Source organism: Streptomyces fuscichromogenes (genome assembly GCF_014645815.1).
In the GTDB taxonomy this organism is placed as follows: domain Bacteria; phylum Actinomycetota; class Actinomycetes; order Streptomycetales; family Streptomycetaceae; genus Streptomyces; species Streptomyces fuscichromogenes.
In genome coordinates this window covers 142,011-167,807 of sequence record NZ_BMML01000022.1, presented here as the reverse complement: position 1 = coordinate 167,807, position 25,797 = coordinate 142,011, and the positions used below count along the sequence as shown (strand labels likewise).

Below are 25,797 nucleotides of genomic sequence, written 5' to 3'. Positions count from 1 at the left end.
GGGTGACGAAGGACTCCGGTCGGTGGCGCACACGATGGCGCCCGTGGGCCGTCGATGCCGGGCTTGTGGTGCTGACCCTGTGCCCGGCGCCGCTGATGCAGCAGAACACGGACGGCTCGGCGCGGGGCTGGTGGCTGCTGGCCGGCTGCGAAGCGGTGGTCGCGGTGGCCCTGCCGCTGCGGCGCAGAGTGCCGGTGACCGTGTTCCTGGTCATCGTCAACACCCTGGTGGCCGCGGTCGTCTGGGGCGCGGCCGACGGGGTACGGCTCTCCTCGCTGGTCTTCCTGTCCCTCGCGGCCGCCCTGTACGGCGTGGGCAGCCACTCGACGAGCTGGGCGGGCACCTGGACGGCCCTGCTCGGCGGCGGCGCGGTGGTCGCCGCGGGGCTGTGGACCAACCACCTGACCGCCGCCTCGCCGCAGTACCGGGGCGGTTCGGACGTACTGGCCGTCGTCGCCCCCATGCCGTTGGCCTGGGCCACCGGGTTCGCCGCGCGCACCCACCGCGCGAACCTGGCCGCGACCGCGCAGCGCGTCGAGGACGTGCTGCGCGCACAGCGGGTGCGGGAGCAGCAGGCCGCGCAGCAGGAGCGGGTGCGGATCGCCCGCGAGATGCACGACGTGGTGGCGCACTCGCTGACCCTGCTCGTGGTGCGCGCGGAGACCCTGCGCGCCCGGGGCGGCGAGCTGCCGTCGTGGTCCCGCACCCAGATAGACGGACTCGCGGTCGCGGGCCGCCAGGCCGGCGGCGAGTTACGGGACCTGCTGCGCGTGCTGCGCGGCCCCGACGAGGCGGTGCCGCCGGGCCCCGTGCCCGGCCTTGACGACCTGTCGGAACTGCTGGACCGCAGCCGGGACGCGGGCGCGCGGGTGGAGGCGCTGATCGAGATCCCGGCCGAAGGGGAGGTACTGCCGCGGCTGGTACAGCTCGCCGTCTACCGCATCGTGCAGGAGTCGCTCACCAACGCCCGCCGGCACGCGCCGGGGGCCCCGGTCCGGGTCACCGTCACCGCGGACGCGGGACAGCTGCGCTGCGAGGTGGTCAACACCCGGCCGACGGAACCCGGCACGGCCGGCTGGGGCTCCGGTCTCGGACTGGTCAGCATGCGTGAACGGGTCGACGCGCTGGGCGGCGAACTGCGCGCCGGCCCGACCGAGGACGGCGGCTTCCAGGTGGTGGCCGCACTGCCGGTGAGTACCGAGTCGCTGGACGCCGCCGGTGTCTGAGCCCATCACCGTACTGGTCGCGGACGACGAGCGGATCATCCGCGACGGTCTGGCCGCCATTCTCGCCGCCCAGGACGACATCACCGTCACCGGGACCGCGGGGGACGGCGAGGAGGCCGTCGCGGCGTGCGTCCGGCTGAGACCCGACGTGCTGATCCTGGACATCCGGATGCCGCGCCGCGACGGGCTGTGGACGCTGGCCGAACTGAACCGCCTCGGCCTGCTGGGGCCCGGCCGCACCCGGGCGCTGGTGATGACCACGTTCGGCCTCGGCGAGTACGTCGACCGGGCGCTCGCCGCCGGCGCGGCGGGGTTCCTGCTGAAGACCAGTTCCCACGAAGAGCTGACCGCCGCGGTGCGGGCCACGGCCGCCGGGCACAGCGCGCTCAGTCCCGCGGTCACCCGCCGGATCATCACGAGCCACCTCGCCACCCGGCGGCGGCCGGACCACGGCGACCTGGCCCGGCTGGCCGAACTGACACCACGGGAACGCGATGTGCTGCGCCTGGTGGGCGAAGGGCTGAGCAACGCGGAGATCGCCGAGCGGCTCACGGTCAGTCTGCACACGGTGAAGACGCACGTCAGCCGCACGCTGGCGAAAACGGGATGCCAGAGCCGCGCCCAGGCCGCCGTCCTGGCCCGCCGCGCTCTGAACGGACCGTCGTCCGGGGCCGGGTGACGCCACCTGGGCCCCATCACTCCTTGGAACGACCTCGGGTCGGAGGGACTCGTCCGCAGGGGTGAGGGGCGGCGTGGAAACCGACCGACAACGAGTGACGATCCTGCCGGGCGTTCCTGGCTGAATGATGCCCGTGCGGGTTCAGCGCATCTGACAAGAAGGAGAAGGTCTGTATGACGGTTGTCCCGATCAGGGAACTCGGCGACCCGGTGCTGCGGGAGCCCGCCAAGCCGGTGACCGATTTCGACGGTGAGCTGCACACCTTGGTCCGCGACCTGCGCGAGACGTTGGGCGACCGGCAGGGAGCCGGGCTTGCCGCGCCCCAACTCGGCGTCGGGCTCCGCGTGTTCGTCTGGAGCCCGAAGCTGATCGAGGGCGACCTGGACCATCTGGTCAATCCCGTCGTGGACTTCCCGGACGAGGAGACGCAGGACGGCATGGAGGGATGCCTGTCCATCCCGGGCGTCTACCTGGACACCAGGCGCCGGATGAACGTCGTGGCGAAGGGCTACACGATGAAGGGCGACCCGGTCCAGGTCGTCGGCGACGGGTTCCTCGCCCGCTGCATCCAGCACGAGACCGACCATCTGGACGGCGTGCTGTTCATCGACAGGCTCACCCCCGTACAGCAGGAACGGTGGCTGGCCACGCTGCGCGAGGCCGCCTGGTTCGACGAGAACGCGCTGGCGAAGGTCAAGCGCTCGCCGCACGGGTAGAGCGCGACCGGCAGGTCCCCGGCCGCGGCCGGGCGGCCGGTTCCCCGGTCCTCGGGCTGCCTGGAGCGCGAAGGTGCCTCCAGGCAACCGATCCGAGGCCGTGGGCGGTCAGCCGCGTGCCGGGGGTGTGTAGAAGTCGCCGACGGACGTCCAGACGCCGTTCTTCACCACCACCTTCTGCACGCTGCGGGTCCCCAGGTGACTGCTCGCGCTGAAGCTCATGACCGGGGACACTCCCGTGTCCACCTTCGACGCCTTCTGGTACGCCGCGGTGAGGGACTGGGCCGTGACCGGGCCCTTGACCGTCTTCGCGATCTCGGCGAAGACCTTGGCGTTGCTCCAGCCCCACAGGGCGAGGAAGCCCGCGGTCTGACCGGGCTCGTACTTGGCCATCGCGGTCCGGAACTCCTTCACCGCGGGGTCGTCGTCCGAGGGCGCCTTCACCAGCTGGACGGCCTTGAGGCCCTCGGCGGCGTCCTTGGCCAGCGCGATCGTCGACTCCGCGGCCACCGGGGCGTAGGCATAGGTGGGCAGGGAGAGGCCCTGCAGCTTGGCCTCCTTGAGGAAGGCGGCCGCCTCGGGTGAGGTGAGGATCAGGATGACCGCCTGCGGTTTCGCCGCCTTCACCTTGCTGATCACCGGTGTGTAGTCGGTGGTCTGGTACTTGACCGGCAGCCGGTCGACCTCGACCGAGGGGTCCGCCTTCTTGGCGACGGGCGCCACCTGCTCGGCCACGTTCACGAACGCGGCCGGGTCGCTGTGCACGACGAGGATCTTCTTCGCGCCGTCCTGCACCGCCCACGCGGCGACCGCCGCGGCCTGGTCCTCGTACAGGGTCTGGGTGCCGAACAGGCCTGCGCGCGGCGGCTTGTACCAGTTCTCGGTGCCGCCCACCTCGTTGAGGACCGGCACCTTCGACTGGTTGAGGACGAACGGGAAGGCGGCCTCCGCCTGAGCGGTGCCGTTCGCGTTGACGATGGCCACGACCTTGTCCTGGCCCACGAGTTCACGTGCGATCTGCACGGTCTGCTGCGGATCGGCCGCGTTGTCCTTGACGGTCCACTCGACCTTGCGGCCGTTGATGCCGCCTTGGGCGTTGAGCATCTTGAAGTACGCGTCGGCACCCACCTTCTCGGCCACGCCGTACGTGGCGGTGGAGCCCGTCAGGGGCAGCCACGCGCCGATGTGGATCTCGGCGGAGCTGCTACTCGCCGACGCCGAGTCCTGACCGGCGCACGCGCTTGCGGTCAGCGCCAGCGCGGCGAGCACGGCTGTCGTTCCCGCCACCCGGCGGAATCTGCTGATTGTTCGGAACACGGTCCACCTCGTTCACAACGTGCACAACGGGATTCACTTCACTTGGGAGGTCCGGGCGGCGGCCGACGCGGTCGTGGCCGGCACCGGGCCGCCGCTGAAATACGCCGATTCCGCCAGCGCCGCGAACTGCCGGTCGCCCGGCCGTCCTTGAGCGGCGACGACGCCCTCGTGCAGGACGGCCACCTCGTGGCAGACCGCCATGGCCCGGCTGAGGGACTGTTCGAGGAGCACCACCGTCAGGCCGTCGTGGGTCAGCCCGATGAGCCGGTCGTAGACCTCGTCCACCAGGGCGGGGGCCAGCCCGAGGGCCGGTTCGTCGACGATCAGCACGTCCGGCCGGACGATCAGCGCGCGGGCGACGGCGAGCATCTGCTGCTCACCGCCCGACAGCCCGGCGGCCGGGACGGACATCCGGTCACGCAGCCGTACCGGCAGCCACTGGACGGTCTCCTCCAGCCGTTCGCGCAGCGCCGCGCCCGTGATACCGGCCGCGTACGCCGCGACCTCCAGGTTCTCGCGCAGCGACAGCGTCCTGAACAGTCCGCGGCCCTCGGGTGCGAGGCTGGTGCGGACAGCGCCGGACGACTCCCGTACGCCGTGGGCGGGCCGGAGCGAGCCGTGCAGGATGCCGGCGAGGGTGCTCTTGCCCGCGCCGTTGGCCCCCGCGACACCGAGCACGCTTCCTTCCCGGACGTCGAGGTCGATGTCCCGCAGGGCGACCACACCGCCGTACGAATGACCTGTCCCGCGCAGCCGGATCAGGCTCCGTTCGCCCACGGTGTCGGGGAGCCGGGCCCGGCTGCCGACCGTTCCCAGGTAGGACGACCGCACCTTCGGATCCTGGAGCACGGTGTCCGGGGTGCCGTCACCGATGGTGCGGCCGAAGTCGAACGCGAGCACCCGGTGGGCGACGGAGAAGAGGTCGTCGAGGACATGGTCGATGACGACCACGGCGGTGCCGTCGGCGTTGAGCCGCCTGATGTGCTGTGCCAGCAGGGCCCGTTCGCCCGCGTCGAGCCCGCCGAAGGGTTCGTCCAGGATCAGCAGCCGGGGCCTCTCGGCCATCGCCCGCGCGAGATCGAGGCGCTTCTGCAGGCCGAACGGCAGCTCCGTGGGGCGACGGTCGGCCACCTCCGCGAGGCCCACGGAGCGCAGCAGCCGTGCCACGGCGTCCCGGTCGCCGGCCCTGATCCGGCGGCGGGTGCACAACACGTTCTCGGCGACGGTGAGTTCGGAGAACACCTCCGCGTGCTGGAAGGTACGGCCGATCCCCAGCCGGCGACGCGCGGTCGCCCTCGTCCTCAGCAGCGCCCGGCCGGCGAGGTCGGCCGTCCCGCTCACGCGTCCATTGCCGGTCAGCCCGGACAGCACGTTCAACAGCGTGGTCTTTCCAGCCCCGTTGGGACCGATGACGGCGAGGATCTCGTCCTGCCGCACGGACATCGAGGCGTCCTCCAGGGCCTTGAGTCCGCCGTAGGAGACGGACACGTGTTCCAGGTGGAGGAGCGCCGGACCTTCCGCCGGGGGCCCGAGCGCCGGGAGCGGCTCGGGCGGCTCGGATGGCTCGGGCGGCTCGGGGGACGGCCGGTGCCCCGCCGCCGGCCGTCGCAGTACGCCCCTCAGGACCCGTCGCGCCGGCCCGGCGAGGAACGGCACGACCCCTCCGGGCAGGAAGAGGAGGATCGCGATCAGCACCAGGCCCTGCACCACCGGCTGGGGCACCCCCACGGCGGTGGAGAGCGAGGGGCTCCAGGTCAGGTAGATGCCGCCGGCCACGGCGCCGAGGACCGAGCCGACCCCGCCGAGTACGCACGCCGCGATCAGGGAGATGCCGAAGGAGAGCGAGAACGGGTCCGGGCTGACGAACCCGGTGATCAGGCCGAGCAGCACCCCCGCGAAGCTCGTGCACGCGCCGCTCACCGCGAACGACAGCGACGACTGGGCCTCCGGCGCGATCCCGACCGTACGGGCCGCCATGGGATGCGACTTGGCGGCCACCAGGCGCATCCGCAGCGCCGAGGCACGGGCGGGCACGGCCAGGGCGAGGACCACGGCCGCCGCGCCCACCGCGAGGTACTGCGGCTCGGTGCCGCCGCCCGGGAAGACGCCGAGGCCCAGGGCGCTGCGCAGTTGGAGGACGGGGACTCCCTGGTCGCCGCCGGTCACGCTGCTCCACCTGTTCACCAGTTCCAGGGTCACCGTGGTGAAGGCGAGGGTCAGCAGGGCGATGTAGAGCACCGAGAACCGGGCGCCCGCGTACCCGAGGAAGGCGCCCAGGGCGGCGCCGGCCGTCACCGCCCCCGCGACCACCGCCTCCAGGGCCCAGCCGTGTGCGCTGCCGTACGCGGCGAAGTAGGCGCCGATGGCGAAGAACGCGGGATGGCCGACCGACCAGATGCCGGACCAGCCGGCGAGCAGGCCGACCGACAGCACGACGATCGTGTACACGGCCGCCAGCGCCACCGAGTACATCTGGTACGCCGGGATCGCGCCGGCGGCCATGAACACCATGAGCACCGCGCCGGCGGCCGGTCCCAGGGCGGCCCTCGCCAGGACGGAACGGTTGAAGACCATGGAAGCGACCCCTCAGACGCGCTGGAAGGTGCGGGTGCCGAACAGGCCCTGGGGCCGGATCAGCAGCACCAGCACGGTGAACGAGAACACGAACGTGTCGCGGAAGCTGGCGGAGACGTAGTTCGCCGCCAGGTTGTCCAGGACACCGATGGCCAGTCCGCCGACGACAGCGCCGTACATGCTGGTCAGGCCGCCCAGGAAGATCCCGGCGAAGGCCCGGAACAGCGGTGCGGTCAGCGCCGTGGTGGCCAGGCCGGAGCGCGGCGCGTACAGACAGCCGGCCAGGGCGGCGAGGCCGAGGCCGAGGGCCCAGGAGATCCGGGCGAGACGCTGGGCGCCGAGGCCCACGACCCGCGCCGTCGCGGGCGACTCGGCCACGGCGCGCATGGCCGAACCGAGCGTGGTGCGGGCGAACAGATAGCCCACCAGGGCCATCGCCAGCGCGGCGACACCGATCGTCACCAGGCTCTGCACCGGCAGGGCCGCGCCCGACCAGCGCACCGTGCCGTCCACCAGGCTGGGGAAGTCCCGGGGTTGTTCGCCCCAGACCGATCCGGCCAGGTTCTCGGCGATCAGCGAGACTCCCATGGTCACGACCAGCGCGGAGAACAGCTGTCCCTGGCCCAGGGGCCGGATCACGGTCTCGCGCACCAGCAGACCCGCCGCGACGGTGACCGCGACCGCGGCGAGGAGGCCGAACACCGTCGCCACCCCGCGGTCGTGGAGCGAGACCGCGACATACAGGCCCAGGGTCGCGAGCGACGCCATCGCGAAGTTCACGACATCCGTGGCCCGGTAGATGATGACCAGCCCGAGGCCCATGAGGCCGTACACGGCTCCACTCGCCACACCGCTGACCAGGACAAGCAGGAACTGACTCACAGTCCCTCCCTCGGGGAAGAGCGCGTTTCACGCCACACGTGCGGAACTCACCGGCACGGCAGGCAACGCTAAATCAAAGTGAACTCAATTCAGTACGCTAGGCACTGCGGTGCCGGACGGGCAAGACTCGTGCACGGGATTTGTGCCGGGCCCCGCCCGCGCCGTCTCAGCGGCCGTCGGCGGTGGGCCTGCCGGCGAGCGCGGTACGGGCCGCCGCCAGCCCGAAGACCAGGGCGGGGGCGAGGCCGCCCGCGTAGCCGCGCCGGTACAGCCCGCCCGCGTCCGCGCCTGCCGCGAGCAGTCCCGGGACCGGACCGCCCCCGTCGGCGCCCCCCTCGCCCGGCGCCGCACGGACCCGGGCCCCGGCGTCGATCAGCAGGCCCGCGAAGGTGAACGTCACCGCCGGGGCGGCCTCGACGACGTAGAAGGGCGGTTCGTCCAGCGGGCGGGAGTCCAGCAGGCGGCCGGGGGCCGGGGTGCCGCCCGCCGTCGCCGTGGCGTTGAACTCCTCGACGCGGTCGCGGATCACGGCGCCGGGATAGCCCCACTCCTCGGGCATCGACGCGAAGTCCTCCAGGTCGTCCGCCACCGCGCAGCGGGCGCCGGCCCGATGGCACAGCTGGAACTTGTCGACGCCGGGGATCCCTTCGACGTACGAGGCGCTGATCCACTCCCGGTGCACGCGGGCGTCCGCGACCAGCAGACCGCGGGCCCGCGGCCGGTCCAGCAGGGCCATGGCGGTGAGGTGGTCGCCCACCGTCTCGTCGACGAAGCGCTCGCCCGTGACGTCGAACAGCAGGGCGTGCTCGCTGTAGTAGAGCGCGAGGTCGACGAAGCGCGCCGGGTCGGCGAGGGAGACGCCCGCCGGCATCAGATGGCCGTAGAAACCGGCGTCCTTCCCGCCGAACCCCGCTCCCGCGGCCCGGCCGAGCGCGAGTCCGTCGCCGCGGCTGTGCGGGTTGGCCCGCAGGCCGACGTCCGCGGCCTGCGGGTGGAGGTGCTGGGCGCGCAGGCCGGGGTCGCCCTGGAAGCCGCCGGTCGCGAGCAGGGTCCAGGCGGCCTCGATGCGGCGCGCCGAGCCGTCCGGCAGCAGGCACTCGGCTCCCGTGACCCTGCCGTTCTCCGTCAGGAGGGTGCGGGTCCAGGTGCCGGTCAGCACCTCCTGGCCCCGGTCCCGGACCAGCCGTTCGCAGGTGTCGAGGTAGTGGTCGGTGTCGACCTGGTGCCCGCGGCCGAAGCCGAGGACCGGCACCGGCGGTCTGCACTCCACGCCGAGCGACCGCACCCAGGCCACACCGTCGGCGAACCCGTCGACCAGGGCCGCGGCCAGCTCCGGGTCGCCGTCGGGATTGACCCGCCGCAACTCCTCGACGCTCGGGGCGGTCCAGATGAAGCCGGCGAAGCGCGCGGAGCCGCCGGTGCGCTCCGCCTTCTCCACCAGCACCACCGAGCCGCCCTCGGCCGCCACCCGGGCGGCCGCCGAGAGCCCCGCCATGCCGCCGCCTATCACCAGCAGATCCACTGTGTCCGCGCCCACGGGCAGTCCACCGCCTTCGCTTCGCTGAGTGGTACAAGACGCTAATTGAACTCACTTCTGTAGTCGAGGGGTCGGTGCGGGTGTGCTGCGGCGGTACGGTTTCGGCCGGGCCGGAGCCTTGCTCGGGAACCCGCTCCGGTGCGCGGCCGGGAGAACTCAGTCGGGAACGACGACGGCGCGCCCCCGCACCGCGCCCGCGCGCAGCCTCTCGAACGCTTCCAGGGCGCTCGACAGCGCGTACCGCTCCACCTCCACCCGCACGGAACCCTCGCGGGCCAGTGCGACGACCTGTTCCAGTTCCGGCACGGTTCCCCAGAAGGGCAGCGAGATCCGCGTCCCGGGAGGCAGGACCCCGGGCTTGCGGACCGTCAGTTCGCCGCCCCCGCTCCCGACCACGGCCAGCTCCCCGCCCGCCCGCAGTACGGCGACCGCCAGCTCCAGACTGGAGCGGCTGCCGACGAAGTCGAGCACGGCCGCGGCCCCGGCCCCGCCGGTCCGGGCCCGCAGGACCTTGGCGGTGTCGGGCCGCGACAGCGTCCCGAAGTGCGCGCCGCAGCTGTCGGCCAGGGCCAGCGCCTCCTGCCGTACGTCCACGGCCAGCACGTGCGCGGTCGTCGTCGCCCGCAGGATCTGCACCGCGAGGTGGCCCAGCCCGCCGACGCCGAGAACGGCCACGCTCGCGCCGTCGGTGAGCGAGTGCGCCACGGCGGTGACGGCGTGGTACGCGGTGAGCCCGGCGTCGGTCAGCGGCGCCGCCCGGACCGCGTCCAGGTCGCCCACCGGGACCAGCAGCCGGCCGGAGGGGACGAGCAGCGTGTCGGCCATGCCGCCGTCGCGGCCCAGTCCCGCCCCGGTACCGGTCAGTTCCTGGTCGAGAGCCGTTCTCCGGTCGCAGTAGTTCTCCGCGCCCGACGCGCAGCGCGCGCATCGCCCGCAGCCCCAGGGCCCGTACACGACCACGCGCTCGCCGACGGCCGGACCCGTGGCCCGCGGGCCACGCGCCGCCACCCGGCCGGCGACCTCGTGCCCGAGGGTGAACGGAATGCGGTAGGGGAGGCCCCCGGGCGGGCTGTCGATGACATGGAGGTCCGACCGGCAGAGCCCGGCCGCCTCGACCCGGACCAGCACTTCCTCGCCCGTGGGCACGGGTCGCGGCAGCTCGGTGAGGACGGCCGGACCGCCCCACCGGGTCAGCCGGACCGCCCTTGTCCTGTCTGTTGACATGGCCGAGACGGTAACAAAAATGAAGTCAGTTCAGTATAGCGGGAGACGGGAGAGGGGTGGCGCTGTGGGTGACGAACGCGGTGACGGGAGGACCGGACGCTTCGGCGGACGGGTCGCCCTGGTCACCGGTGCGGGCTCCGGCATCGGGGCGGCGGTCGTCCGGGCTCTCGCCGGGCAGGGCGCGGAGGTCTTCGCGGCCGACATCGACGGCACCGCGGCTCGGGCCGTGACCGCGGAACTGCCCGGCGCGCACGCGCTGACCGTGGATGTCGCGGACCGCGCGCAGGTCGACCGGGCGTTCGCGGCGGCCGCCGGGGAGCACGGGCGGCTGGACGTGGTGGTGCACGCGGCCGGGGTCGACGACCCCGTCGCGAAGGAGTGGATCGCCGAGGCGCTGCTCGACGACCGGCCGCCCGAGGTGACCGCGCGGCTGGACGACGACACGTGGCGGCGCGTGCTGCGGGTCAATCTCGACGGCACCTTCCAGGTGCTGCGCGCCGCCCTGCGCGTGATGGTGCCCCGCAGGTCGGGCGCGGTCGTCACGGTCGGTTCCTCCTCGGCCTTCGACACGGTGGCCGGCTATCCGCACTACGCGGCGTCGAAGGCGGGCGCGCACGCGCTGAGCCAGGCCGTCGCCAAGGAGGCGATCGCCTTCGGCGTCCGGGTCAACACGGTCGCGCCGGGGCCGACGGAGACGGGTATGGCGGCGCGCACGCCCGCGCCGCTGAGGCGGGGCTTCGCCGACCCGCGGGTCCGGCCGTACGCGACGCCGGAGGAGATCGCGGACATCGCGCTGTTCCTGGCGAGCGAGGACGCGGCGAATCTCGTGGGCGCGGTCCTGCTGGCCAACGGCGGCCGGTTCACGGTGTGAAGGAGGCTTGGATGATGCGGCTCGATGTCGATCCCGCGCTGCTGCTGGAGACCGAGGAGCAGCGCCAACTACGAGCGGTTCTACGGGACGTGCTCACCGCTGCGTGCGGGCCCGAGCGGGTCCGCGAGCAGGCCGCGAGCCCGCGCGGATTCGACCGGGTGCTGTGGGACAGGCTCGGCGGCGAGATCGGAGTGCACGGCCTCGCCGTCCCCGAGGAGTACGGCGGCGCCGGCTACACCTTCGCCGAACTCGCCGTCGCCCTGGAGGAGACCGGACGCGTCCTGTGTCCCGCGCCGCTGCTGCCGACCGTCGTACTGGCAGGGGAGGCCCTGCTGGCGAGCGGCGACCGGCGGGCCTGTGAACGCTGGCTGCCGGGCATCGCCTCCGGAGCCCGTACGGCCACCGTCGCCGGAGTGCTGCACCCGGCGCGGGTGGCGGCCGAGCGCGGTCCCGGCGGCTGGTTGCTGCGCGGCGAGGCGGACTTCGTGCCCGACGGCGCGGGCGCCGAGCTGCTCCTGGTCGCCGCCCGTGCCCCGGACGGCACGCGTCTGTTCGCCTGCGTCCCGGACGCGGCGACCTGCCGCCGTACGGCGCGCCGGGTGCTCGACCCCACCCGCCGCCAGGCACACCTCCGCTTCACGGGCGCCGCGGCCGAGCCGGTCGGCGAGCCGGGGCAGGTCCCGGCGACGGCCGCCGCCGTACTGGACGCGGGACGGGCGGCACTGGCCGCCGAACACGTGGGAGGCAGTGCGCACGCCCTGGACGCCACCCTGGACCATGTGTCCCACCGAACTCAGTTCGGTCGGGCCATCGGCTCCTTTCAGGCGATCAAGCACCGGCTGGCCGATCTCCTCGTCGCGATCGAGGGCGCCCGCTCCGCGGCATCGTACGCGAGCGCCTGCCTGGCCCTGCGACGGTCGGAGCTGCCCGTCGCCGCGAGCGCCGCGGCGGTCGCCTGCACCCATGCGTATCGCCTGGCCACCACCGAATACGTGCAGCTCCATGGCGGAATCGGCTTCACCTGGGAGCATCCGGCCCACCTGTACGTGCGTCGGGCCCGGGGCGACGAGGCGCTGTTCGGCACGGGGGACGACCAGGCCCTGCGGCTGGCCGGACTGCTCGGCCTGGCCGGCCGCGGTGGCTGAGCGCTCGCCGTCACTCGCCGGGCGGCCAGGTCCCAGACCATTGACAGGGGCATCTACCGCCCCCAGAATCGAACTCAATTCAGTTCAGTTTGGAGGCGTTCTCATGGCAGTGGAAGACGAGATCCAGTTCGAGCGGGACGGGCATGTGGCACGGGTGTGGCTGAACCGCCCGCACAAGAAGAACTGCGTGACCGTGCCGATCCTCAACCGCCTCGACGAGATCATCACCGAGGTCGACGCGGACCCCGGACTGCGCGTGCTGGTGCTGCGCGGACGCGGCAACACCTTCTGCTCCGGGTTCGACCTGGACAGCCTCAAGGCCGACTTCGTCGGCAGGTCCAACGCGATCGACGTCGCCGTGCTGTCGGCCAAGGTCTGCGACCGGCTGTACTCGATGAGGACCCCGTCGATCGCCGTCCTCGAAGGGCATGTCACCGCCGGCGGTTTCGAGCTGATGATCTCCTGCGACTTCGCCATCGCCGCGGACGACGCCCTGATCGGCGACTTCCACATCCGCCGCGCCCTGTTCGGCGGCGCGGGGCCGATCTACCGGGTGCCGCGGATGATCGGCGTCCGCAAGACCAAGGAGCTCATGCTCACCGGCAAGCTGCTCACCGGCGTCGAGGCCGCCGAGTTCGGGCTCATCAATTCCTCGGCGCCCGCGGACAAACTCGACGCCACCGTCGAGGAGTTCGCCGACCAGCTCGTCGACAAGAGCCCGTTCACCATGTGGATCACCAAGATGACCATCGACCGGAGTCTCGACGCGGACATCCAGTCCCTGATGGTCATGGAACACCTCGCCGTCGGCGTGATGCTCAACTCCGAGGACGCGGCGGAGGGCGTGGCGGCCTTCCTGGAGAAGCGGGAGCCGCAGTGGAAGGGCCGCTGAGCGCCGCGGCGGAGACCGGGAGCCGGCTGCGCGGCTCCCGGTGCGCCGACTGCGCGGTGGCCGCCTACCCGGCCCGCCCGGGGTGCCCACGCTGCGGGGGGCCGGCCGAGCCGGTCGTGCTCTCCGCCACGGGCACGCTGTGGACCTGGACCGTGCAGCGGTACGCGCCCAAGTCGCCGCCGTACGTCCCGCCCGCCGCCGGATTCACGCCGTACGCCGTCGGATACGTCGAACTCCCCGAGGGCGTCCGGGTGCTGGCCGCCCTCGACATCGGTCCCGAGGACGCCGAGATCGGCATGCCGGTCACCGTCACGGCGGGGGACGGTGTGCCGAGGGCCGTGGGAGCCGTCGGATGAGCGGCGAGGACGTGCTCGTCTGCGGGGCCGGGATCACCTCCTTCGCCCGGACGCGGGCGAGCGGCCGGGAACTGGCCGTGCAGGCCGTATGCGCGGCCCTCCACGACGCCGGACTTCCCTGGTCGCGGGTGCGGGCCGCGTACGGAGGCAGCGACGCCGCCGGCAACGCCGACACACTCGTCTCCGAACTCGGCCTGACCGGCGTACCGTTCACCAACGTCAGGAACGGCTGCGCGACCGGCGGCAGCGCACTGGTGTCGGCCGTCCACGCGATCCGGTCGGGGGCGGCGGACGTGGCCCTCGCCGTCGGCTTCGACAAACATCCGCGCGGTGCCTTCGACCCGCGGCCCGCCGACTGGGGGCTCGACGAGGCCTACGGCCGCGACGGGCTGATGGTCACCACGCAGTTCTTCGCCCTGAAGATCCAGCGGTACATGCACGACCACGGCATCAGCCCCCGCACCCTCGCCCTGGTCGCCGAGAAGGCGTACGCCAACGGCGCGCTCAACCCGCTCGCCTGGCGGCGCAGACCGCTCGACGCCGACGAGATCCTCGCGTCCGGCATGGTCAACGACCCCCTCACCCGCTACATGTTCTGCTCGCCCGGCCAGGGCGCGGTCGCCCTGGTCCTGTGCGGCCGTGCCGTGGCCCGCGAACTCGGCGGCACACCGGTCACGCTGCGGGCGGCGGTGGTCCGGACCCGCCGGTTCGGCTCCTTCGAGGTCTTCAGCCCCTGGGCGCCGCCCGGGAACCCGCTCAGCGTCAGTGCGGACGCCGCGCAACAGGCCTTCGAAGAGGCCGGGTTGGGCCCGACGGACATCGACGTGTGCCAGCTCCAGGACACCGAGAGCGGCGCCGAGGTGATGCACCTGGCCGAGTGCGGGTTCTGCGCACACGGCGAACAGGAGTCGCTCATCCCGTTCGGGGCGACCGGGATCGGCGGCTCGCTGCCGGTCAACACCGACGGCGGCTGCATCGCCAACGGCGAACCCGTCGGCGCCTCCGGGCTGCGCCAGGTCCACGAGGTCGTCCAGCAGTTGCGCGGCCGGGCGGGCGAGCGCCAGGTGCCGGGTGATCCGGCGGCCGGCTTCACCCATGTGTACGGGGCGCCGGGCGTCAGCGCCTGCACCGTACTGACCCGCTGACCCGCTGACCCGCTGACCCGTTCGCGGAATCGAGGAGAGGAAGGGAGGTCGGAGCACCATGAGCGGCATTCCCGAGCCCGCGGAGTTCCGCGCCGAGGCCCGCGACTGGCTGACCGGCGTGGCGAAGGAGCGCACCGCGCACCGGCACTGGGGCCGCGGCGACGACTCGGTGGCCGTCTTCGAGAACTGGACCGAGCCAGAGGAGCGCGCCCACACCGACCTGACACGGCAGTGGGAACGCACCCGGTACGACCAGGGCTGGGGCGCCCTCGGCTGGCCGTCGGAGTACGGGGGCCGCGAACTTCCTTCGTACTACGAGCAGTTGTACCGCGCTGAGGAGGCGGCCTTCGAGGTGCCGCGGCGCACCGAGGTCTTCCCGGTCACCCAGCAGCTCGTCGCCCCCGCCATCCGCATCTGGGGCACCGACGAACAGAAGCGGCGCTGGCTGCCTCCCATGCTGCGCACCGACGAACTCGCCTGCCAGCTCTTCTCGGAGACCGAGGCCGGGTCCGACCTGGCCGGCGTCCGTACCCGCGCGGTACGGGAAGGCGACGGCTGGGTGGTGCGCGGCCACAAGGTCTGGACGTCCGGTGCCCGGGTCGCCACCTGGGGCGTGGCCGTCTGCCGCACCGCCCCCGACGCCCCCAGGCACGCGGGCATCACGGTCCTCCTGGTCCGGATGGACGCGCCGGGCGTGACCGTACGGCCCATCCGCCAGATGACCGGCGGCGCCAGCTTCAACGAGGTCTACCTGGACGACGTGTTCGTGCCCGACACCGACCGGCTCGGTCCGGTCGGCGAGGGCTGGCGGGTCACCCTCACCGTGCTCGCCGCCGAACGCCTCGACTCCGGCGGGCTCGGCCTGGACAACGCCGAACGCGCCCTCGACCTGGCCCGGCACCTGCCCCGCCCGCTCACCGACGGGGAACAGCAGCAGGCGGCCGGCCTGTACGTCCGCGGCCTCGTCCAACGGCTCACCGGACTCAGGGTGACGGCGGCCCTGGCGGCCGGCCGTGAACCGGGCGCCGAGGCCTCGGTCGGCAAGCTGTGCGCCACCGCCACCATGCGCGCCACCACCGATCTCGTCCAGCAGCTCCTCGGACCGCGGCTGGCCGCCGACACGGGGGAGTGGGGCACGTTCGCCTGGACCGAGCATCTGCTCGGCGCCCCGGGCTACCGCATCGCCGGCGGCAGCGACGAGATCCAGCGCAACATCCTGGCCGAGCGCGTGCTTGGGCTGCCCAAGGAACCGAAGGGGGAGCGGAGTTGAGCACCACGACCGAGGTGGCCGAACTCGGGCGGCGGGTCCGTGCCCGGCTCGCCGACCGGCATCCGCACGAGCCGCCGGGTGACCTGCGGACCCTGCCCGGCGGGCACTCGGGCCTCACCTACTCGCTCACGGCGGGCGCGGTCTCGTACGTCGTGAAGGCGGTACCGCCCGGACAGCGTGCCGTCGGCCGCAACGACGTGCTGCGGCAGGCCCGGATCCTGCGGGCGCTCGCCGGTTCACCGGTGCCCGTCCCGGCCGTCGTCGCCGTGGACGAGTCCGAACCGGCCTGGTTCGCCATGGAGTTCGTGGACGGCGAGGCCGTCGAGCCGGTTCTCGACGAGCACCGCCTGGATCCGGGACTGTGCCGGACCCGCATGCTGGCTCTGGCCGGAGTGCTGCGGGAGCTGCACGGGACGGCGAGCGGGGAGGTCCCCCGGTCCCTCGACCCGGCCGGTGAACTGGCGCGGTGGAGCGCCACCATGCGGGCGGTGCCGTCCGGACTCCGCCCCGGCGCCGAGGAACTGCTGAGCACCCTGGCCGCACACGTCCCCGACGGCACGGCACCCACCCTCACCCACGGCGACTTCCGCCTCGGCAACGTCCTGTGCCGGGGGGAACGGCCGGCGGCCGTCGTCGACTGGGAGATCTGGGGGTACGGCGATCCGCGCATCGACCTCGCGTGGTTCCTCCTCTTCACCGACCACCGCAACTTCCCCCGCCTCGGCCGCGCGGTCCCCGGCCTGCCCACCGAGGAGGAGCTGCTCACCGCCTACCTCGACGGCCGTCCCGAACCGCCCGCCCTCGACTGGTTCCGCGCCCTGGCCCGCACCAAGATGGCCGCGATCATGGGCCACAACCTGCGCAGGCACCGCGAGGGCAAGCACCACGACCCCGACCAGGAGCGCCTGCCCCCGACCATCGCGGCGATGATCCGCACGGCCGGCGACCTCCTCGCCCAACGGTCCCGACGGTCCTGAAGGAGCCGCACCATGGATTTCGGACTCTCTCCGAGGGCCGAGGAACTCCGCTCGCGCATGGCCGCGTTCATGGCGGAACACGTCCTGCCCGCCGAAGCCGTCCACGACCGCCAGCTCGCCGAAGCCGACGACCCGCACCGACTCCCGCCGGTCATGCGGGAGCTGAAGGAGAAGGCGCGTGCCGAGGGGCTGTGGAACCTCTTCCTCGCCCACGGCGACCGGGGCGCGGGCCTCACCAACCTGGAGTACGCGCCACTCGCCGAGCTCGCGGGCCGCTCCGTCATCGGCCCCGAGGTCTTCAACTGCTCGGCCCCGGACACCGGCAACATGGAACTCCTCGCCCTCTACGGCACACCGGAACAGCAGGACCGCTGGCTGCGACCGCTCCTGACCGCCGAGATCCGCTCCTGCTTCGCCATGACCGAGCCGGAGGTGGCCAGTTCCGACGCACGCAACATCCGTACCCGCATCACCAGGGACGGTGACGAGTACGTCGTCGACGGGCACAAGTGGTACACCTCGGGGATCCTCGACCCGGACTGCCGACTGATCATCCTGATGGGGGTCTCCGACCCGGAGGCGCCCGCCTACCGGCAGCAGAGCATGCTGCTGATCCCGCGCGAGACCCCCGGCATCACGGTCCTGCGCGATCTGCCGATGTTCGGCTACACCGACCGCTGCGGCCACGGCGACGTCCTGTTCGAGGACGTGCGGGTGCCCGGGTCCGCGCTGCTCGGCGGCGAGGGGGAGGGATTCGCCCTGGCCCAGGGGCGGTTGGGGCCGGGCCGCATGCACTACGCCATGCGCGCGGTCGGAATCGCCGAGCGGGCCCTGGAGCTGATGTGCCGCCGGACCCTGACCCGCAGCGCCTTCGGCGGGCCGCTCGCCGAACAGGGCGTCGTACGCGAGTGGATCGCCCGCAGCCGCATCGAGATCGAGCAACTGCGCCTGCTGGTCCTGAAGTCGGCCTGGCTGATGGACACCTCGGGCAACGCTGCCGCCCGTACCGAGGTCGCCGCGATCAAGGTGGCCGCGCTGGAGGTGGCCCACCGGGTGGTCGACCGGGCGGTGCAGGCACACGGGGCGGCCGGGGTCAGCGACGACACCGTGCTGGCGCGCCTGTACGCCATCACCCGGGCGCTGCGGATCGCCGACGGACCGGACGAGGTGCATCTGCGCACCGTCGCCCGGCGCGAACTGGCCAGGTACCCGGAGGAGTCGGCATGAACGCACAGGCACCGAACGCACCGGCACCGAACGCACAGGCACCGAGCGCACCGGCACCGAAGGCACAGGCATCGGACGCACGGGCACTGGACGGGCGGGTGGCCGTGATCACCGGCGGCTCCCGGGGGATCGGGCTCGGCATCGCGAAGGCGTACCGGGAGGCGGGCGCCCATGTGGTGATCGCCGCCCGCAAACCCGACGGACTGGCCGCCGCGCGCGAGGAGTTGCTGCGGGTCGAGGGCGACGGCGAGGTGCACGAGGTGGTCGCGCACGCGGGCCGGCCGGAGGACGCCGAACGGTGTGCCGAGGAGACCATGGACCGGTTCGGCCGACTCGACGTGCTCGTCAACAACGCGGCCACCAACCCGTACATGGGCCCCCTTCTCGACCTCGACCCACCGCGTGCGCGGAAGACCGTGGAGGTCAACCAGTACGGCATGGTCCTCTGGACCCGGTGCGCCTGGCGGGCGTGGATGCGGGAGCACGGGGGAGCCGTCGTCAACATCGCCTCCGTGGGCGGCCTGGTCGTCGATCCGTACATCGGCTGGTACAACGCCACCAAGGCGGCGATGCTCCACCTCACCCGGCAGCTCGCCTACGAACTCGGGCCGCACGCCCGGGTGAACGCCATCGCGCCCGGCCTGATCAAGACCGAACTGGCGCGGGCCGTCTGGGAACCGCGAGAACCGATCCTGACCGCGAAGCTCCCCCTGCGCAGGCTGGGAACGGTCGAGGACGTGGCGAACGCGGCCGTGTTCCTCGCGTCCGGGGCCTCGTCCTGGATGACCGGCCAGACGCTGGTCCTGGACGGCGGGGCGACCGCGCTGCCGATCGGGGTGGAAGGATGACCGGCGCGGGCGCGGACCTGTTCTCGCTCGAAGGCCGGACGGCCGTGGTCACCGGGGCCTCGTCGGGGCTGGGCGCGCGTTTCGCCGCGGTGCTCGCGGCCGCGGGGGCCACCGTGTTCGCGGCCGCCAGGCGACTGGACCGGCTGACGGAACTGGCCGCCGCCGACCCGCGCATCCACCCCGTCGTCTGCGACGTGGCGAGGGAAGCGGACCGCGTCCGGCTGACCGAGACCGCCTTCGAGCACACCGGCAGGCTCGACGTGCTGGTCAACAACGCGGGGGCGGCCGGTGCCGTACGGGCGCGGGACGAGAGCCCCGGTGACTTCGCGGCCGTCCTGGCCGTCAACCTCGTGGCACCGTTCCACCTGGCCCGGCTGCTCGCCGAGGCACGGCGCGGTCATGACCGTACGAGATCGGTCGTCAACGTCTCGTCGGTCCTCGGGCTCGTCTCCGGTGCCCCGCTCGGCGGGGCCGCCTACGCCGCCTCCAAGGCCGGGCTCCTCGGGCTGACACGCGAGCTGGCCGGGCAGTGGGGAGGGGCGGGGGTACGGGTGAACGCGCTCGCCCCCGGCTGGTTCCGCTCCGAGATGACCGACGGGCTGTTCGCCGACGAGCGCTCCCGGCGCTGGGTGGAGCGCGGCACGATGCTCGGGCGCGGCGGCGCACCCGGCGAACTCGACGGCGCGCTGCTCTACCTGGCCTCGGACGCGTCCTCGTACTGCACCGGCCAGGTGCTCACCGTGGACGGCGGGTGGACGGCGCGATGAGGGTCACGGTCGGGATCGACGACGACGGGGTGGCCCACGTCGAGATGTGCCGGGGCTCGGGCAACGCGATCGACCTGGCGATGGCCAGGGGGCTGCTGGCGGCCGCGCGGGAGTGCGAGGCGGACCGGGTGCGGGCGGTGCTGCTCACCGGGCGGGGGAGCTCCTTCTGCGTGGGCGGCGACCTGAAGGAGTTCGGCGCCCTGCCCAGGGAACTGCTGGCCGGGCATCTCACCGAGGTCACCGACGCGCTGCACGGGGCGCTGCGGATCTTCGCCGGGCTGGACGCGCCGCTGGTCGCGGCCGTACAGGGAGCCGTCGCCGGGGCCGGACTCGGGCTCGCGATCGCCGCCGACCTCGGGTTCGCCGCCGCGGACGCCGGATTCACGGCCGCGTACACCGCGATCGGGTACTCGCCGGACGCCGGGGTGAGCTGGCTGCTGCCCCGTCTCGTCGGCCCCAAGCGGGCGCTGGACCTGCTGCTGACCAACCGGCGGGTGCCCGCCGGGGAAGCACTGGAGATCGGGCTGGTGAGCAGGGTCGTCGCCGCGGAGCGGCTCCGGGAGGAGGCCGCGGACGCCGCGAGGACCCTGGCGCGCGGGGCCACCGGGGCGTACGGCGTGACCCGGCGCCTGGTCGCCGGCGCGTTCTCGGCCGGGCTGGACGAACAGCTCGACGCGGAGGCCCGCCGGCTGGCCGCCGCCGCGGTGTCCGGGGAGGGGCAGGAGGGCATGACCGCGTTCTTCGGCCGGCGGCGGCCGGACTTCGCGCGGGCCGCGACGCGATGAGGAGCGGGGGCGCCCACGGGCTCGCGTCCCGTCGATTCGAAGCCAACCTGAACTTGGGTCTACTCTCGGACGACCGGACGGCGACCGGAACCGGCCGGGGAAGAGAGGGAGTGGCGATGGCAAGGGCACGGATCGTGGATCCGGAGGAGGGGCCCAGGTCGAAGCGGGCGGCCATCCTGGTGGCGGCGGTGGAGCGGTTCGGGGAGGACGGCTACGAGAGCACCAAGTGGTCAGAGGTGGCCGACCGGGTCGGCATCGGGCAGACCGCGCTCTACCACTACTTCGAGTCGAAGGCCCACTGCCTGCTCACCATCATGCGCCTGGAGCTCCAGCGCTCCCACGACCAGTTCGTCGAGGCCACCAGGGACCTGACGGAGCCGGTCGGGGAAGTGCGCGTGGCGGTGCGCGCCGCCTTCGCGGTCAGCGAGCAGGAGATCCGCCAGATGCGCATCCTCCAGGCCAACATGTCCCTGCTGGCCAACCCCCGCAAGTCCAAGCGGGAGGAGACCGAGCGGGTCGCGGCCCGCCAACTGGTGCAGATGGTCGAACGGGACTGGACGAACCTGCTGATGCGGGGCATGTCCAAGGGTGCCTTCCCGCTGCGTGACGCCCACACCCTCGGCCTGTCCGTGCTCGGCATGATCGTCAGCGTCTGGCGCTGGTACCGCCCGACCGGAGCGATCCCCCTCGCCGAGATCAGCGAGATGATCGAGGGATGCGTGGTGCGCATGGTCGCCGAATAGTCTCCGGCTCCGTCCCGCCTCTTGTCGGGGCCGGGGCGGTCGTCCTACAGTCAAACTGAACTGAACTCAGGTTGCTTCAAGGGGTGCGAGGGAGAGGGATCGGCAATGGTGCTTCGCGCATACATGGCCCGTATGGACGGCCAGGATCCGGAGAAGGCCCTGGAGTTGGTGGAGCCCGGCTTCCGTTTCCTCATCGCCCTGCCGGGCGGCGAGCGGAGCGGGACCTCCCGAGAGGAGTTCGCCGCGTACATAGCGGGGCGCCAGGCCGTGGACCGTACCCATGACATCAGGAGGTTCGCGGTCGACGGCGATGTGGAGACGGCATACGGCTTCGTCGTCGAGAAGGGCGTCACCACGGGGGCGTTCCTCTCCGCCGCGCGGATCTCGCCCGCCGGGCTGATGGCCCGCTACCAGTCCTTCTTCACCACCGACTTCGACCTCGTGGACCGGCCGTGACCGCCCCGGCCGCGCAGTCCACCGCGGCGTTCCTGACCCGGTGGTTCGCCCTCCTCGACAGCGAGGACGCCGACCGCGTCCTGGACCTGATCAGCGACGACTTCTCCTTCTCCATCCTCTTCTCGACCGGTGGCGGCGGCGCGACCGACTTCCACGGCGGCCGGGCCGAGCTGGCGGGCTACCTCGCCCAGCGCGAGGTGGGCGTCCGCACGCACCACCTGCTCACCGCGAGCACCGCGGGCCGCGACGAACTGTTCCTCGGCGAGGTACGGCGCTCCGGGGTGCCGGAGGCCACCTTCGTGGCGGGCGCCCGCCTCGACGGCACCGGCCGGCTGCGCCGCCTGATGATCGGACGCTCGCCCGAGGTGCTGTTCACCTGAGAAGCCCGAGGAGGGCGCCATGTACAACCTGATCCTGCTGGCCGCCCGGCCGCCCGAGTGGACGCACGAACGGTTCATCGGCTGGTGGCGCGGCGAACACGCCGAACTCACCCGGGTCCTGCCCGGACTGCGCTCCTGGCGGCACACCGACATCGACACGGCCCTCGAACCGCGCTCCGAGGGCTGGGACGGGGTCTCCGTCCTGGGCTTCGACACCGCCGAGGACCTGCGCACGGCACTGGCCAGCCCCGAGTGGGCGGCCGCGGTCGCCCAGGTCGGGGACATGCGGGGCCGGCGGATCGCCGTCATGGGCGGCGAGACGGAGCTGTACCCGGGCTGAACACGCCCGTCCGGGACCGGACATTCACCACCACCTTTCGCGCGAAGAGGCGAGGAAGCAGCGGATGCGACAGACAGTGCGGGAGTTCCAGGAACGCGCGGAGAACGCCGACTTCACAGCCGTCGTCGACGACTTCGGCCGGCACGGCGCGCGTGACCTGCTGGCGCGCGCGGCCGAACTGGCCGAGGCCATGGCACCGGACGGAGCGCCCGGCGGGACCGTACTGCTCCAGGCCGACAACTCCTGGCGCACCGTCGCCGCGACCCTCGCCGTGGGGCTGACCGGCGGGGTCCTGGCCCTGGTCAACCGGCACACGACCGAGGCCGAGTTCGCGGCGGCGCTGGAGGACATCCGCCCCGACGCCGTCGTCGCCGAACCGTCCGCGGCCAAGGCATGGCGGGCCCGGGACGGCGTCGCGGCTGCCGGGACGGGTGTCGCGGACGTGCGGACGGCCAGCGCCCTGGACGGCTGGGAGGTGCTCGCCGGCCACGGCCCGCGCGATGTCTCCCGCTGGTCCGGCGGCACGTTCATCGGCCTCACCTCCGGCTCCACCGGGCGGCCCAAAGGGGTGGTCCAGTCCGAGGGCGCCCTGCGCTACGCGTGCGCCCGTACCGCGGAGATCAACGGGCTGCGCGACGGCGACGCGGTGGCCGCGATCGTGCCCCTCTCCTCGACCGCCGCCTACTGCTTCGGCGTGGGCATGGCGCTGATGCTGGGCGGCCCGCTCGTCCTCAGCGGCCGCTGGGACCGCGAGGAGGCACTGGCGCGGATGTCCGCGAACGACGTCCGGTGGACCATGTGCGTGCCGACCATGGCACTTCAGATGGGCTCCGCGGCCGCGGGATCACGGGTCCTGGCAGGCGTTCGCTCCCTCACCGTCGGCGGCGGTCCCATGGACCGCGGCGCCCTCGCCCGTGCCGAACGCTCGCTCGGGACCCGGATCCTGCGCGTCTTCGGCATGTCCGAATGCCTCGGGCACACCTCCCCGAGCCCCGGCGACCCCGAGGAGATCCGGCTGGGCCGGGACGGACGTCCCTTCCCCGGCACCGAGTTGCGCGCGGTCGGCGCCGACGGCAGCGTCCTCGGCCCTGGCCTGACCGGCCGGGCCGAGGTCCGCGGCCCCTCCCTGTTCGTGGGGTACGCCCGGGACGGCAAGGTCGAGCCGCCCGCTCTGACCCAGGACGGTTTCCTCCCCACCGGGGACCTGCTGGTGACCGGCGACGACGGGACGGTCACCGTCATGGGCCGGGAGAAGGACGTCATCATCCGGGGCGGCCGCAACCTCGACATCACGGAGATCGAACGCGCCGTCGCCGCCCACCCGGGGGTCGCCCGCGCATGTGTGGTGCCCGTACCGGACCCGCTGCTCGGCGAACGGGCGGCCGTGCTCGTGGTCACGGAGGACGGCCACGACGGCATCGGCCTCGGCGACATCACCGCACACCTCGACCGCACCGGCCTGTCCAAGGCCAAGTGGCCCGAGTTCGCCTTCACGGTGGCCGAGCTGCCCCAGACCACGGTGGGCAAGCTCGACCGCCCCGGGGCCCGCAGACTCGCACACGAGCTGCGCACCGGGCTCTCCCCGGTGCCGGCCCCGCAACCGCACCGGCAAGGAGACGCATGACCACCCCCACGACCCGCACCTCCCGCTTCGACCGCGGCCGGTGGGCGGAGGCGGGAGCCGAGACCGTACGGCCCGGCGTCCACCGCATCCCGCTCCCGCTGCCGGACGACGGACTGCGGGCGGTCAACGTGTACGCGCTGGAAGGCCTCGCGGACGGGCTGGTCCTGATCGACGGGGGCTGGTCGATCCCCGAGTCCCGCACGGCACTGGAGGAGGCGCTCGCCGGGATCGGCCACGACCTCGGCGAGATCAGCCACATCCTGGTCACCCACATCCACCGCGACCACTACACCCAGGCCGTGACGCTGCGCAGGCTGCTCGGCTCCCGGGTCTACCTGGGCTCCGGCGAACGCCGCGGCCTGGAACTGCTCGGATCACTGCGTACGACGCAGCCGGCCGGTTCGCTGGAGACACTGACGCGGGCCGGCGCGGGCGAACTCGCCGAACGGGTGGCCGCGATGGACCACGGTGACTTCGACCCGAGGGTGTGGGAGGCCCCGGACCGCTGGCTGGAGGCGGAGGAACTCCGGTTCGGCGACGCGAGGTTGCAGGTCATCCCGACCCCGGGCCACACCCGGGGACACGTCGTCTACCTGGACCGGGCCCGGGGCCTGCTGTTCTCCGGGGACCACGTCCTGCCCCACATCACCCCGTCGATCGGCTTCGAACTCGGCCCTGCCGAACTGCCGTTGGGCGACTACCTCGACTCGCTGCGCATGCTGACGACGCTCACGGACGCCCGGCTGCTGCCCGCGCACGGCCCGGTGTCCGACAGTGTGCACAGCAGGGTCGGGGAGTTGCTGGCCCATCACGACGACCGGCTCGCCCAGACCCGGGCGGTCCTCGCCGACCGTACGCTCGACGCCCACGACGTGGCCGGCGAGTTGGGGTGGACGCGGCGCAAGGTGCCCTTCACCGACCTGGACGCCTTCAACCAGATGCTCGCGGTCAACGAGACCGCGGCTCACCTCGACGTACTGGCGGCCCGCGGCCACGCCCGGCGCACCCGGTCGGCCGACGGCGTCGACCGCTACACCGCGTCCCCGCGGACCGCCGCCGGTTAACGTGCCGTCCAGCCTCCGTCGACGTACAGCTCCGAGCCGGTCATGAAGCTCGCGTCGTCGGAGGCCAGGAACGCCACGGCCGCCGCGACCTCCTCGGGCGTACCGAGCCGGCCGAGCGGCGTGCCGTCGAGCATCGCGGCCAACCGAGGCGTACCCCGCCACAGTTCACGGGACCGGGGTGTCTCGATGAAACCGGGATGCAGGGAGTTGACCCGGACGCCGCGCCCCGCCCAGTGCAGCGCGGCGTTCTTCGTCATGAGACGCACGGCGCCCTTGGCCGCGTGGTACGAGAACTGGGAGCCGAAACCGCCGACCGTACCGAAGATCGACGCGACGTTGACGACCGAGCCGCCCCCCGAACGCTCGATGGCGGCACCGGCGTGCTTCATGCCGAGCCAGACACCGGTCTGGGTCACGCCGATCACCTGGTCCCAGGACTCCCGGGTCTCCGTCTCGACGGAGCGCATCGCGGCGATACCGGCGTTGTTCACCAGCACGGAGAGAGAGCCGAGCCGACCGGTCACCCGGTCCACGACCGCCTCCCAGGCCGACTCGTCACTCACGTCCAGCGCCAGCCCGACGGCCCCGCCCGCGACCTCGTCGGCGAGCTTCTCGCAGCTCTCCGCGTCGACGTCCGTCACCACCACCGTGGCGCCCTCGGCCGCGAGCCGTCGTACGACGGCGTCTCCGATGCCTCCGGTCGCACCGGTGACCAGGGCCACCCGGCCGCCCAGTCTCGCCTTCATCACACC

The 25,797-nt window shown here is 73.0% G+C and carries 26 protein-coding genes; 20 read left to right on the top strand and 6 right to left on the bottom strand.

What is annotated here, in order from left to right:
• The first annotated feature begins 2 nt into the window (after positions 1–2).
• From IEZ11_RS37005 to def, 3 genes are all read left to right on the top strand, one after another.
• Positions 3–1,226, top strand: a complete 1,224-nt coding sequence (locus IEZ11_RS37005; protein WP_229713593.1) for a sensor histidine kinase — start codon at positions 3–5, stop codon at positions 1,224–1,226.
• Positions 1,219–1,905 carry a response regulator gene (locus IEZ11_RS37000; protein ID WP_189267374.1) on the top strand — a complete coding sequence of 229 codons (687 nt, stop codon included), beginning with the start codon at positions 1,219–1,221 and terminating at the stop codon, positions 1,903–1,905. Before IEZ11_RS37005 ends, IEZ11_RS37000 begins: the two co-directional genes overlap by 8 nt.
• Before the next feature lie 173 nt (positions 1,906–2,078).
• On the top strand, positions 2,079–2,621 hold the full coding sequence (gene def / locus IEZ11_RS36995; RefSeq protein ID WP_189267373.1) for a peptide deformylase: 543 nt from the start codon (positions 2,079–2,081) through the stop codon (positions 2,619–2,621).
• Between the two features lie 108 nt (positions 2,622–2,729).
• Here the strand turns inward: def and IEZ11_RS36990 are convergent, their stop codons facing one another.
• The 5 genes from IEZ11_RS36990 to IEZ11_RS36970 form a co-directional block, all read right to left on the bottom strand.
• On the bottom strand, positions 2,730–3,908 hold the full coding sequence (locus IEZ11_RS36990) for an ABC transporter substrate-binding protein (RefSeq protein WP_229713592.1): 1,179 nt from the start codon (positions 3,906–3,908) through the stop codon (positions 2,730–2,732).
• A 63-nt stretch (positions 3,909–3,971) separates the two neighbouring features.
• A complete protein-coding gene (locus IEZ11_RS36985) occupies positions 3,972–6,512 on the bottom strand; it encodes an ATP-binding cassette domain-containing protein (RefSeq protein ID WP_189267371.1) in 2,541 nt (846 codons plus the stop codon).
• A 12-nt stretch (positions 6,513–6,524) separates the two neighbouring features.
• Positions 6,525–7,394: a branched-chain amino acid ABC transporter permease gene (locus IEZ11_RS36980; RefSeq protein ID WP_189267370.1), complete on the bottom strand. Its 870-nt coding sequence runs from the start codon at positions 7,392–7,394 to the stop codon at positions 6,525–6,527.
• A gap of 166 nt (positions 7,395–7,560) precedes the next feature.
• Complete coding sequence (locus IEZ11_RS36975) at positions 7,561–8,931, bottom strand: FAD-dependent oxidoreductase (RefSeq protein ID WP_189267369.1); 1,371 nt, start codon at positions 8,929–8,931, stop codon at positions 7,561–7,563.
• 156 nt (positions 8,932–9,087) lie between these two features.
• The gene (locus tag IEZ11_RS36970) at positions 9,088–10,155 is read right to left on the bottom strand and encodes an NAD(P)-dependent alcohol dehydrogenase (RefSeq protein WP_189267368.1); all 1,068 of its coding nucleotides are present in this window, start codon (positions 10,153–10,155) and stop codon (positions 9,088–9,090) included.
• A gap of 64 nt (positions 10,156–10,219) precedes the next feature.
• On the opposite strand from IEZ11_RS36970, the gene IEZ11_RS36965 reads away from it, so the two are divergent.
• From IEZ11_RS36965 to IEZ11_RS36885, 17 genes are all read left to right on the top strand, one after another.
• The gene (locus IEZ11_RS36965) at positions 10,220–11,026 is read left to right on the top strand and encodes an SDR family NAD(P)-dependent oxidoreductase (protein ID WP_229713591.1); all 807 of its coding nucleotides are present in this window, start codon (positions 10,220–10,222) and stop codon (positions 11,024–11,026) included.
• An 11-nt stretch (positions 11,027–11,037) separates the two neighbouring features.
• Positions 11,038–12,171 (top strand): acyl-CoA dehydrogenase family protein, encoded by a 1,134-nt coding sequence (locus IEZ11_RS36960; RefSeq protein WP_189267366.1) that lies wholly within the window; start codon positions 11,038–11,040, stop codon positions 12,169–12,171.
• A 103-nt stretch (positions 12,172–12,274) separates the two neighbouring features.
• The gene (locus IEZ11_RS36955) at positions 12,275–13,063 is read left to right on the top strand and encodes an enoyl-CoA hydratase/isomerase family protein (RefSeq protein WP_189267365.1); all 789 of its coding nucleotides are present in this window, start codon (positions 12,275–12,277) and stop codon (positions 13,061–13,063) included.
• Positions 13,048–13,419, top strand: a complete 372-nt coding sequence (locus IEZ11_RS36950; RefSeq protein ID WP_189267364.1) for a Zn-ribbon domain-containing OB-fold protein — start codon at positions 13,048–13,050, stop codon at positions 13,417–13,419. The genes IEZ11_RS36955 and IEZ11_RS36950 overlap by 16 nt, the downstream gene beginning before the upstream one ends.
• Positions 13,416–14,564, top strand: coding sequence for a thiolase family protein (locus tag IEZ11_RS36945; RefSeq protein WP_189267363.1), 1,149 nt, complete (start codon positions 13,416–13,418; stop codon positions 14,562–14,564). The genes IEZ11_RS36950 and IEZ11_RS36945 overlap by 4 nt, the downstream gene beginning before the upstream one ends.
• Before the next feature lie 58 nt (positions 14,565–14,622).
• Positions 14,623–15,834, top strand: coding sequence for an acyl-CoA dehydrogenase family protein (locus IEZ11_RS36940; protein WP_189267362.1), 1,212 nt, complete (start codon positions 14,623–14,625; stop codon positions 15,832–15,834).
• The gene (locus tag IEZ11_RS36935) at positions 15,831–16,811 is read left to right on the top strand and encodes a phosphotransferase family protein (protein ID WP_189267361.1); all 981 of its coding nucleotides are present in this window, start codon (positions 15,831–15,833) and stop codon (positions 16,809–16,811) included. Before IEZ11_RS36940 ends, IEZ11_RS36935 begins: the two co-directional genes overlap by 4 nt.
• A gap of 12 nt (positions 16,812–16,823) precedes the next feature.
• Positions 16,824–18,038 carry an acyl-CoA dehydrogenase family protein gene (locus IEZ11_RS36930; protein WP_189267360.1) on the top strand — a complete coding sequence of 405 codons (1,215 nt, stop codon included), beginning with the start codon at positions 16,824–16,826 and terminating at the stop codon, positions 18,036–18,038.
• Positions 18,035–18,886 carry an SDR family oxidoreductase gene (locus IEZ11_RS36925; RefSeq protein WP_229713590.1) on the top strand — a complete coding sequence of 284 codons (852 nt, stop codon included), beginning with the start codon at positions 18,035–18,037 and terminating at the stop codon, positions 18,884–18,886. Before IEZ11_RS36930 ends, IEZ11_RS36925 begins: the two co-directional genes overlap by 4 nt.
• A complete protein-coding gene (locus IEZ11_RS36920) occupies positions 18,883–19,653 on the top strand; it encodes an SDR family NAD(P)-dependent oxidoreductase (RefSeq protein ID WP_189267359.1) in 771 nt (256 codons plus the stop codon). Before IEZ11_RS36925 ends, IEZ11_RS36920 begins: the two co-directional genes overlap by 4 nt.
• The gene (locus IEZ11_RS36915; protein ID WP_189267358.1) at positions 19,650–20,438 is read left to right on the top strand and encodes an enoyl-CoA hydratase-related protein; all 789 of its coding nucleotides are present in this window, start codon (positions 19,650–19,652) and stop codon (positions 20,436–20,438) included. The genes IEZ11_RS36920 and IEZ11_RS36915 overlap by 4 nt, the downstream gene beginning before the upstream one ends.
• 116 nt (positions 20,439–20,554) lie before the next feature.
• Positions 20,555–21,181 (top strand): TetR/AcrR family transcriptional regulator, encoded by a 627-nt coding sequence (locus tag IEZ11_RS36910; protein ID WP_189267357.1) that lies wholly within the window; start codon positions 20,555–20,557, stop codon positions 21,179–21,181.
• Positions 21,182–21,286: 105 nt separating this feature from the next.
• Entirely contained in the window at positions 21,287–21,637 is a 351-nt protein-coding gene (locus IEZ11_RS36905) for a nuclear transport factor 2-like protein (RefSeq protein WP_189267356.1), read from the top strand.
• Positions 21,634–22,017 (top strand): nuclear transport factor 2 family protein, encoded by a 384-nt coding sequence (locus IEZ11_RS36900; RefSeq protein WP_189267355.1) that lies wholly within the window; start codon positions 21,634–21,636, stop codon positions 22,015–22,017. Before IEZ11_RS36905 ends, IEZ11_RS36900 begins: the two co-directional genes overlap by 4 nt.
• A gap of 19 nt (positions 22,018–22,036) precedes the next feature.
• Positions 22,037–22,357 (top strand): EthD family reductase, encoded by a 321-nt coding sequence (locus IEZ11_RS36895; protein ID WP_189267354.1) that lies wholly within the window; start codon positions 22,037–22,039, stop codon positions 22,355–22,357.
• Between the two features lie 64 nt (positions 22,358–22,421).
• Positions 22,422–23,981: a class I adenylate-forming enzyme family protein gene (locus IEZ11_RS36890; protein WP_189267353.1), complete on the top strand. Its 1,560-nt coding sequence runs from the start codon at positions 22,422–22,424 to the stop codon at positions 23,979–23,981.
• Complete coding sequence (locus IEZ11_RS36885) at positions 23,978–25,045, top strand: MBL fold metallo-hydrolase (protein ID WP_189267352.1); 1,068 nt, start codon at positions 23,978–23,980, stop codon at positions 25,043–25,045. Before IEZ11_RS36890 ends, IEZ11_RS36885 begins: the two co-directional genes overlap by 4 nt.
• Here IEZ11_RS36885 and IEZ11_RS36880 read toward each other — a convergent pair.
• Positions 25,042–25,791 carry an SDR family NAD(P)-dependent oxidoreductase gene (locus IEZ11_RS36880; protein WP_189267351.1) on the bottom strand — a complete coding sequence of 250 codons (750 nt, stop codon included), beginning with the start codon at positions 25,789–25,791 and terminating at the stop codon, positions 25,042–25,044. The genes IEZ11_RS36885 and IEZ11_RS36880 overlap by 4 nt on opposite strands.
• Positions 25,792–25,797 lie beyond the last annotated feature (6 nt).

Excerpts from the sequence above, each read along its gene's own strand:
- def (WP_189267373.1), top strand. The coding sequence starts at position 2,079 with ATGACGGTTGTCCCGATCAGGGAACTCGGCGACCCGGTGCTGCGGGAG.
- IEZ11_RS36985 (WP_189267371.1), bottom strand. The coding sequence starts at position 6,512 with ATGGTCTTCAACCGTTCCGTCCTGGCGAGGGCCGCCCTGGGACCGGCC.
- IEZ11_RS36970 (WP_189267368.1), bottom strand. The coding sequence starts at position 10,155 with ATGTCAACAGACAGGACAAGGGCGGTCCGGCTGACCCGGTGGGGCGGT.
- IEZ11_RS36960 (WP_189267366.1), top strand. The coding sequence starts at position 11,038 with ATGATGCGGCTCGATGTCGATCCCGCGCTGCTGCTGGAGACCGAGGAG.
- IEZ11_RS36955 (WP_189267365.1), top strand. The coding sequence starts at position 12,275 with ATGGCAGTGGAAGACGAGATCCAGTTCGAGCGGGACGGGCATGTGGCA.
- IEZ11_RS36945 (WP_189267363.1), top strand. The coding sequence starts at position 13,416 with ATGAGCGGCGAGGACGTGCTCGTCTGCGGGGCCGGGATCACCTCCTTC.
- IEZ11_RS36940 (WP_189267362.1), top strand. The coding sequence starts at position 14,623 with ATGAGCGGCATTCCCGAGCCCGCGGAGTTCCGCGCCGAGGCCCGCGAC.
- IEZ11_RS36930 (WP_189267360.1), top strand. The coding sequence starts at position 16,824 with ATGGATTTCGGACTCTCTCCGAGGGCCGAGGAACTCCGCTCGCGCATG.
- IEZ11_RS36925 (WP_229713590.1), top strand. The coding sequence starts at position 18,035 with ATGAACGCACAGGCACCGAACGCACCGGCACCGAACGCACAGGCACCG.
- IEZ11_RS36920 (WP_189267359.1), top strand. The coding sequence starts at position 18,883 with ATGACCGGCGCGGGCGCGGACCTGTTCTCGCTCGAAGGCCGGACGGCC.
- IEZ11_RS36915 (WP_189267358.1), top strand. The coding sequence starts at position 19,650 with ATGAGGGTCACGGTCGGGATCGACGACGACGGGGTGGCCCACGTCGAG.
- IEZ11_RS36910 (WP_189267357.1), top strand. The coding sequence starts at position 20,555 with ATGGCAAGGGCACGGATCGTGGATCCGGAGGAGGGGCCCAGGTCGAAG.
- IEZ11_RS36905 (WP_189267356.1), top strand. The coding sequence starts at position 21,287 with ATGGTGCTTCGCGCATACATGGCCCGTATGGACGGCCAGGATCCGGAG.
- IEZ11_RS36895 (WP_189267354.1), top strand. The coding sequence starts at position 22,037 with ATGTACAACCTGATCCTGCTGGCCGCCCGGCCGCCCGAGTGGACGCAC.
- IEZ11_RS36890 (WP_189267353.1), top strand. The coding sequence starts at position 22,422 with ATGCGACAGACAGTGCGGGAGTTCCAGGAACGCGCGGAGAACGCCGAC.
- IEZ11_RS36885 (WP_189267352.1), top strand. The coding sequence starts at position 23,978 with ATGACCACCCCCACGACCCGCACCTCCCGCTTCGACCGCGGCCGGTGG.
- IEZ11_RS36880 (WP_189267351.1), bottom strand. The coding sequence starts at position 25,791 with ATGAAGGCGAGACTGGGCGGCCGGGTGGCCCTGGTCACCGGTGCGACC.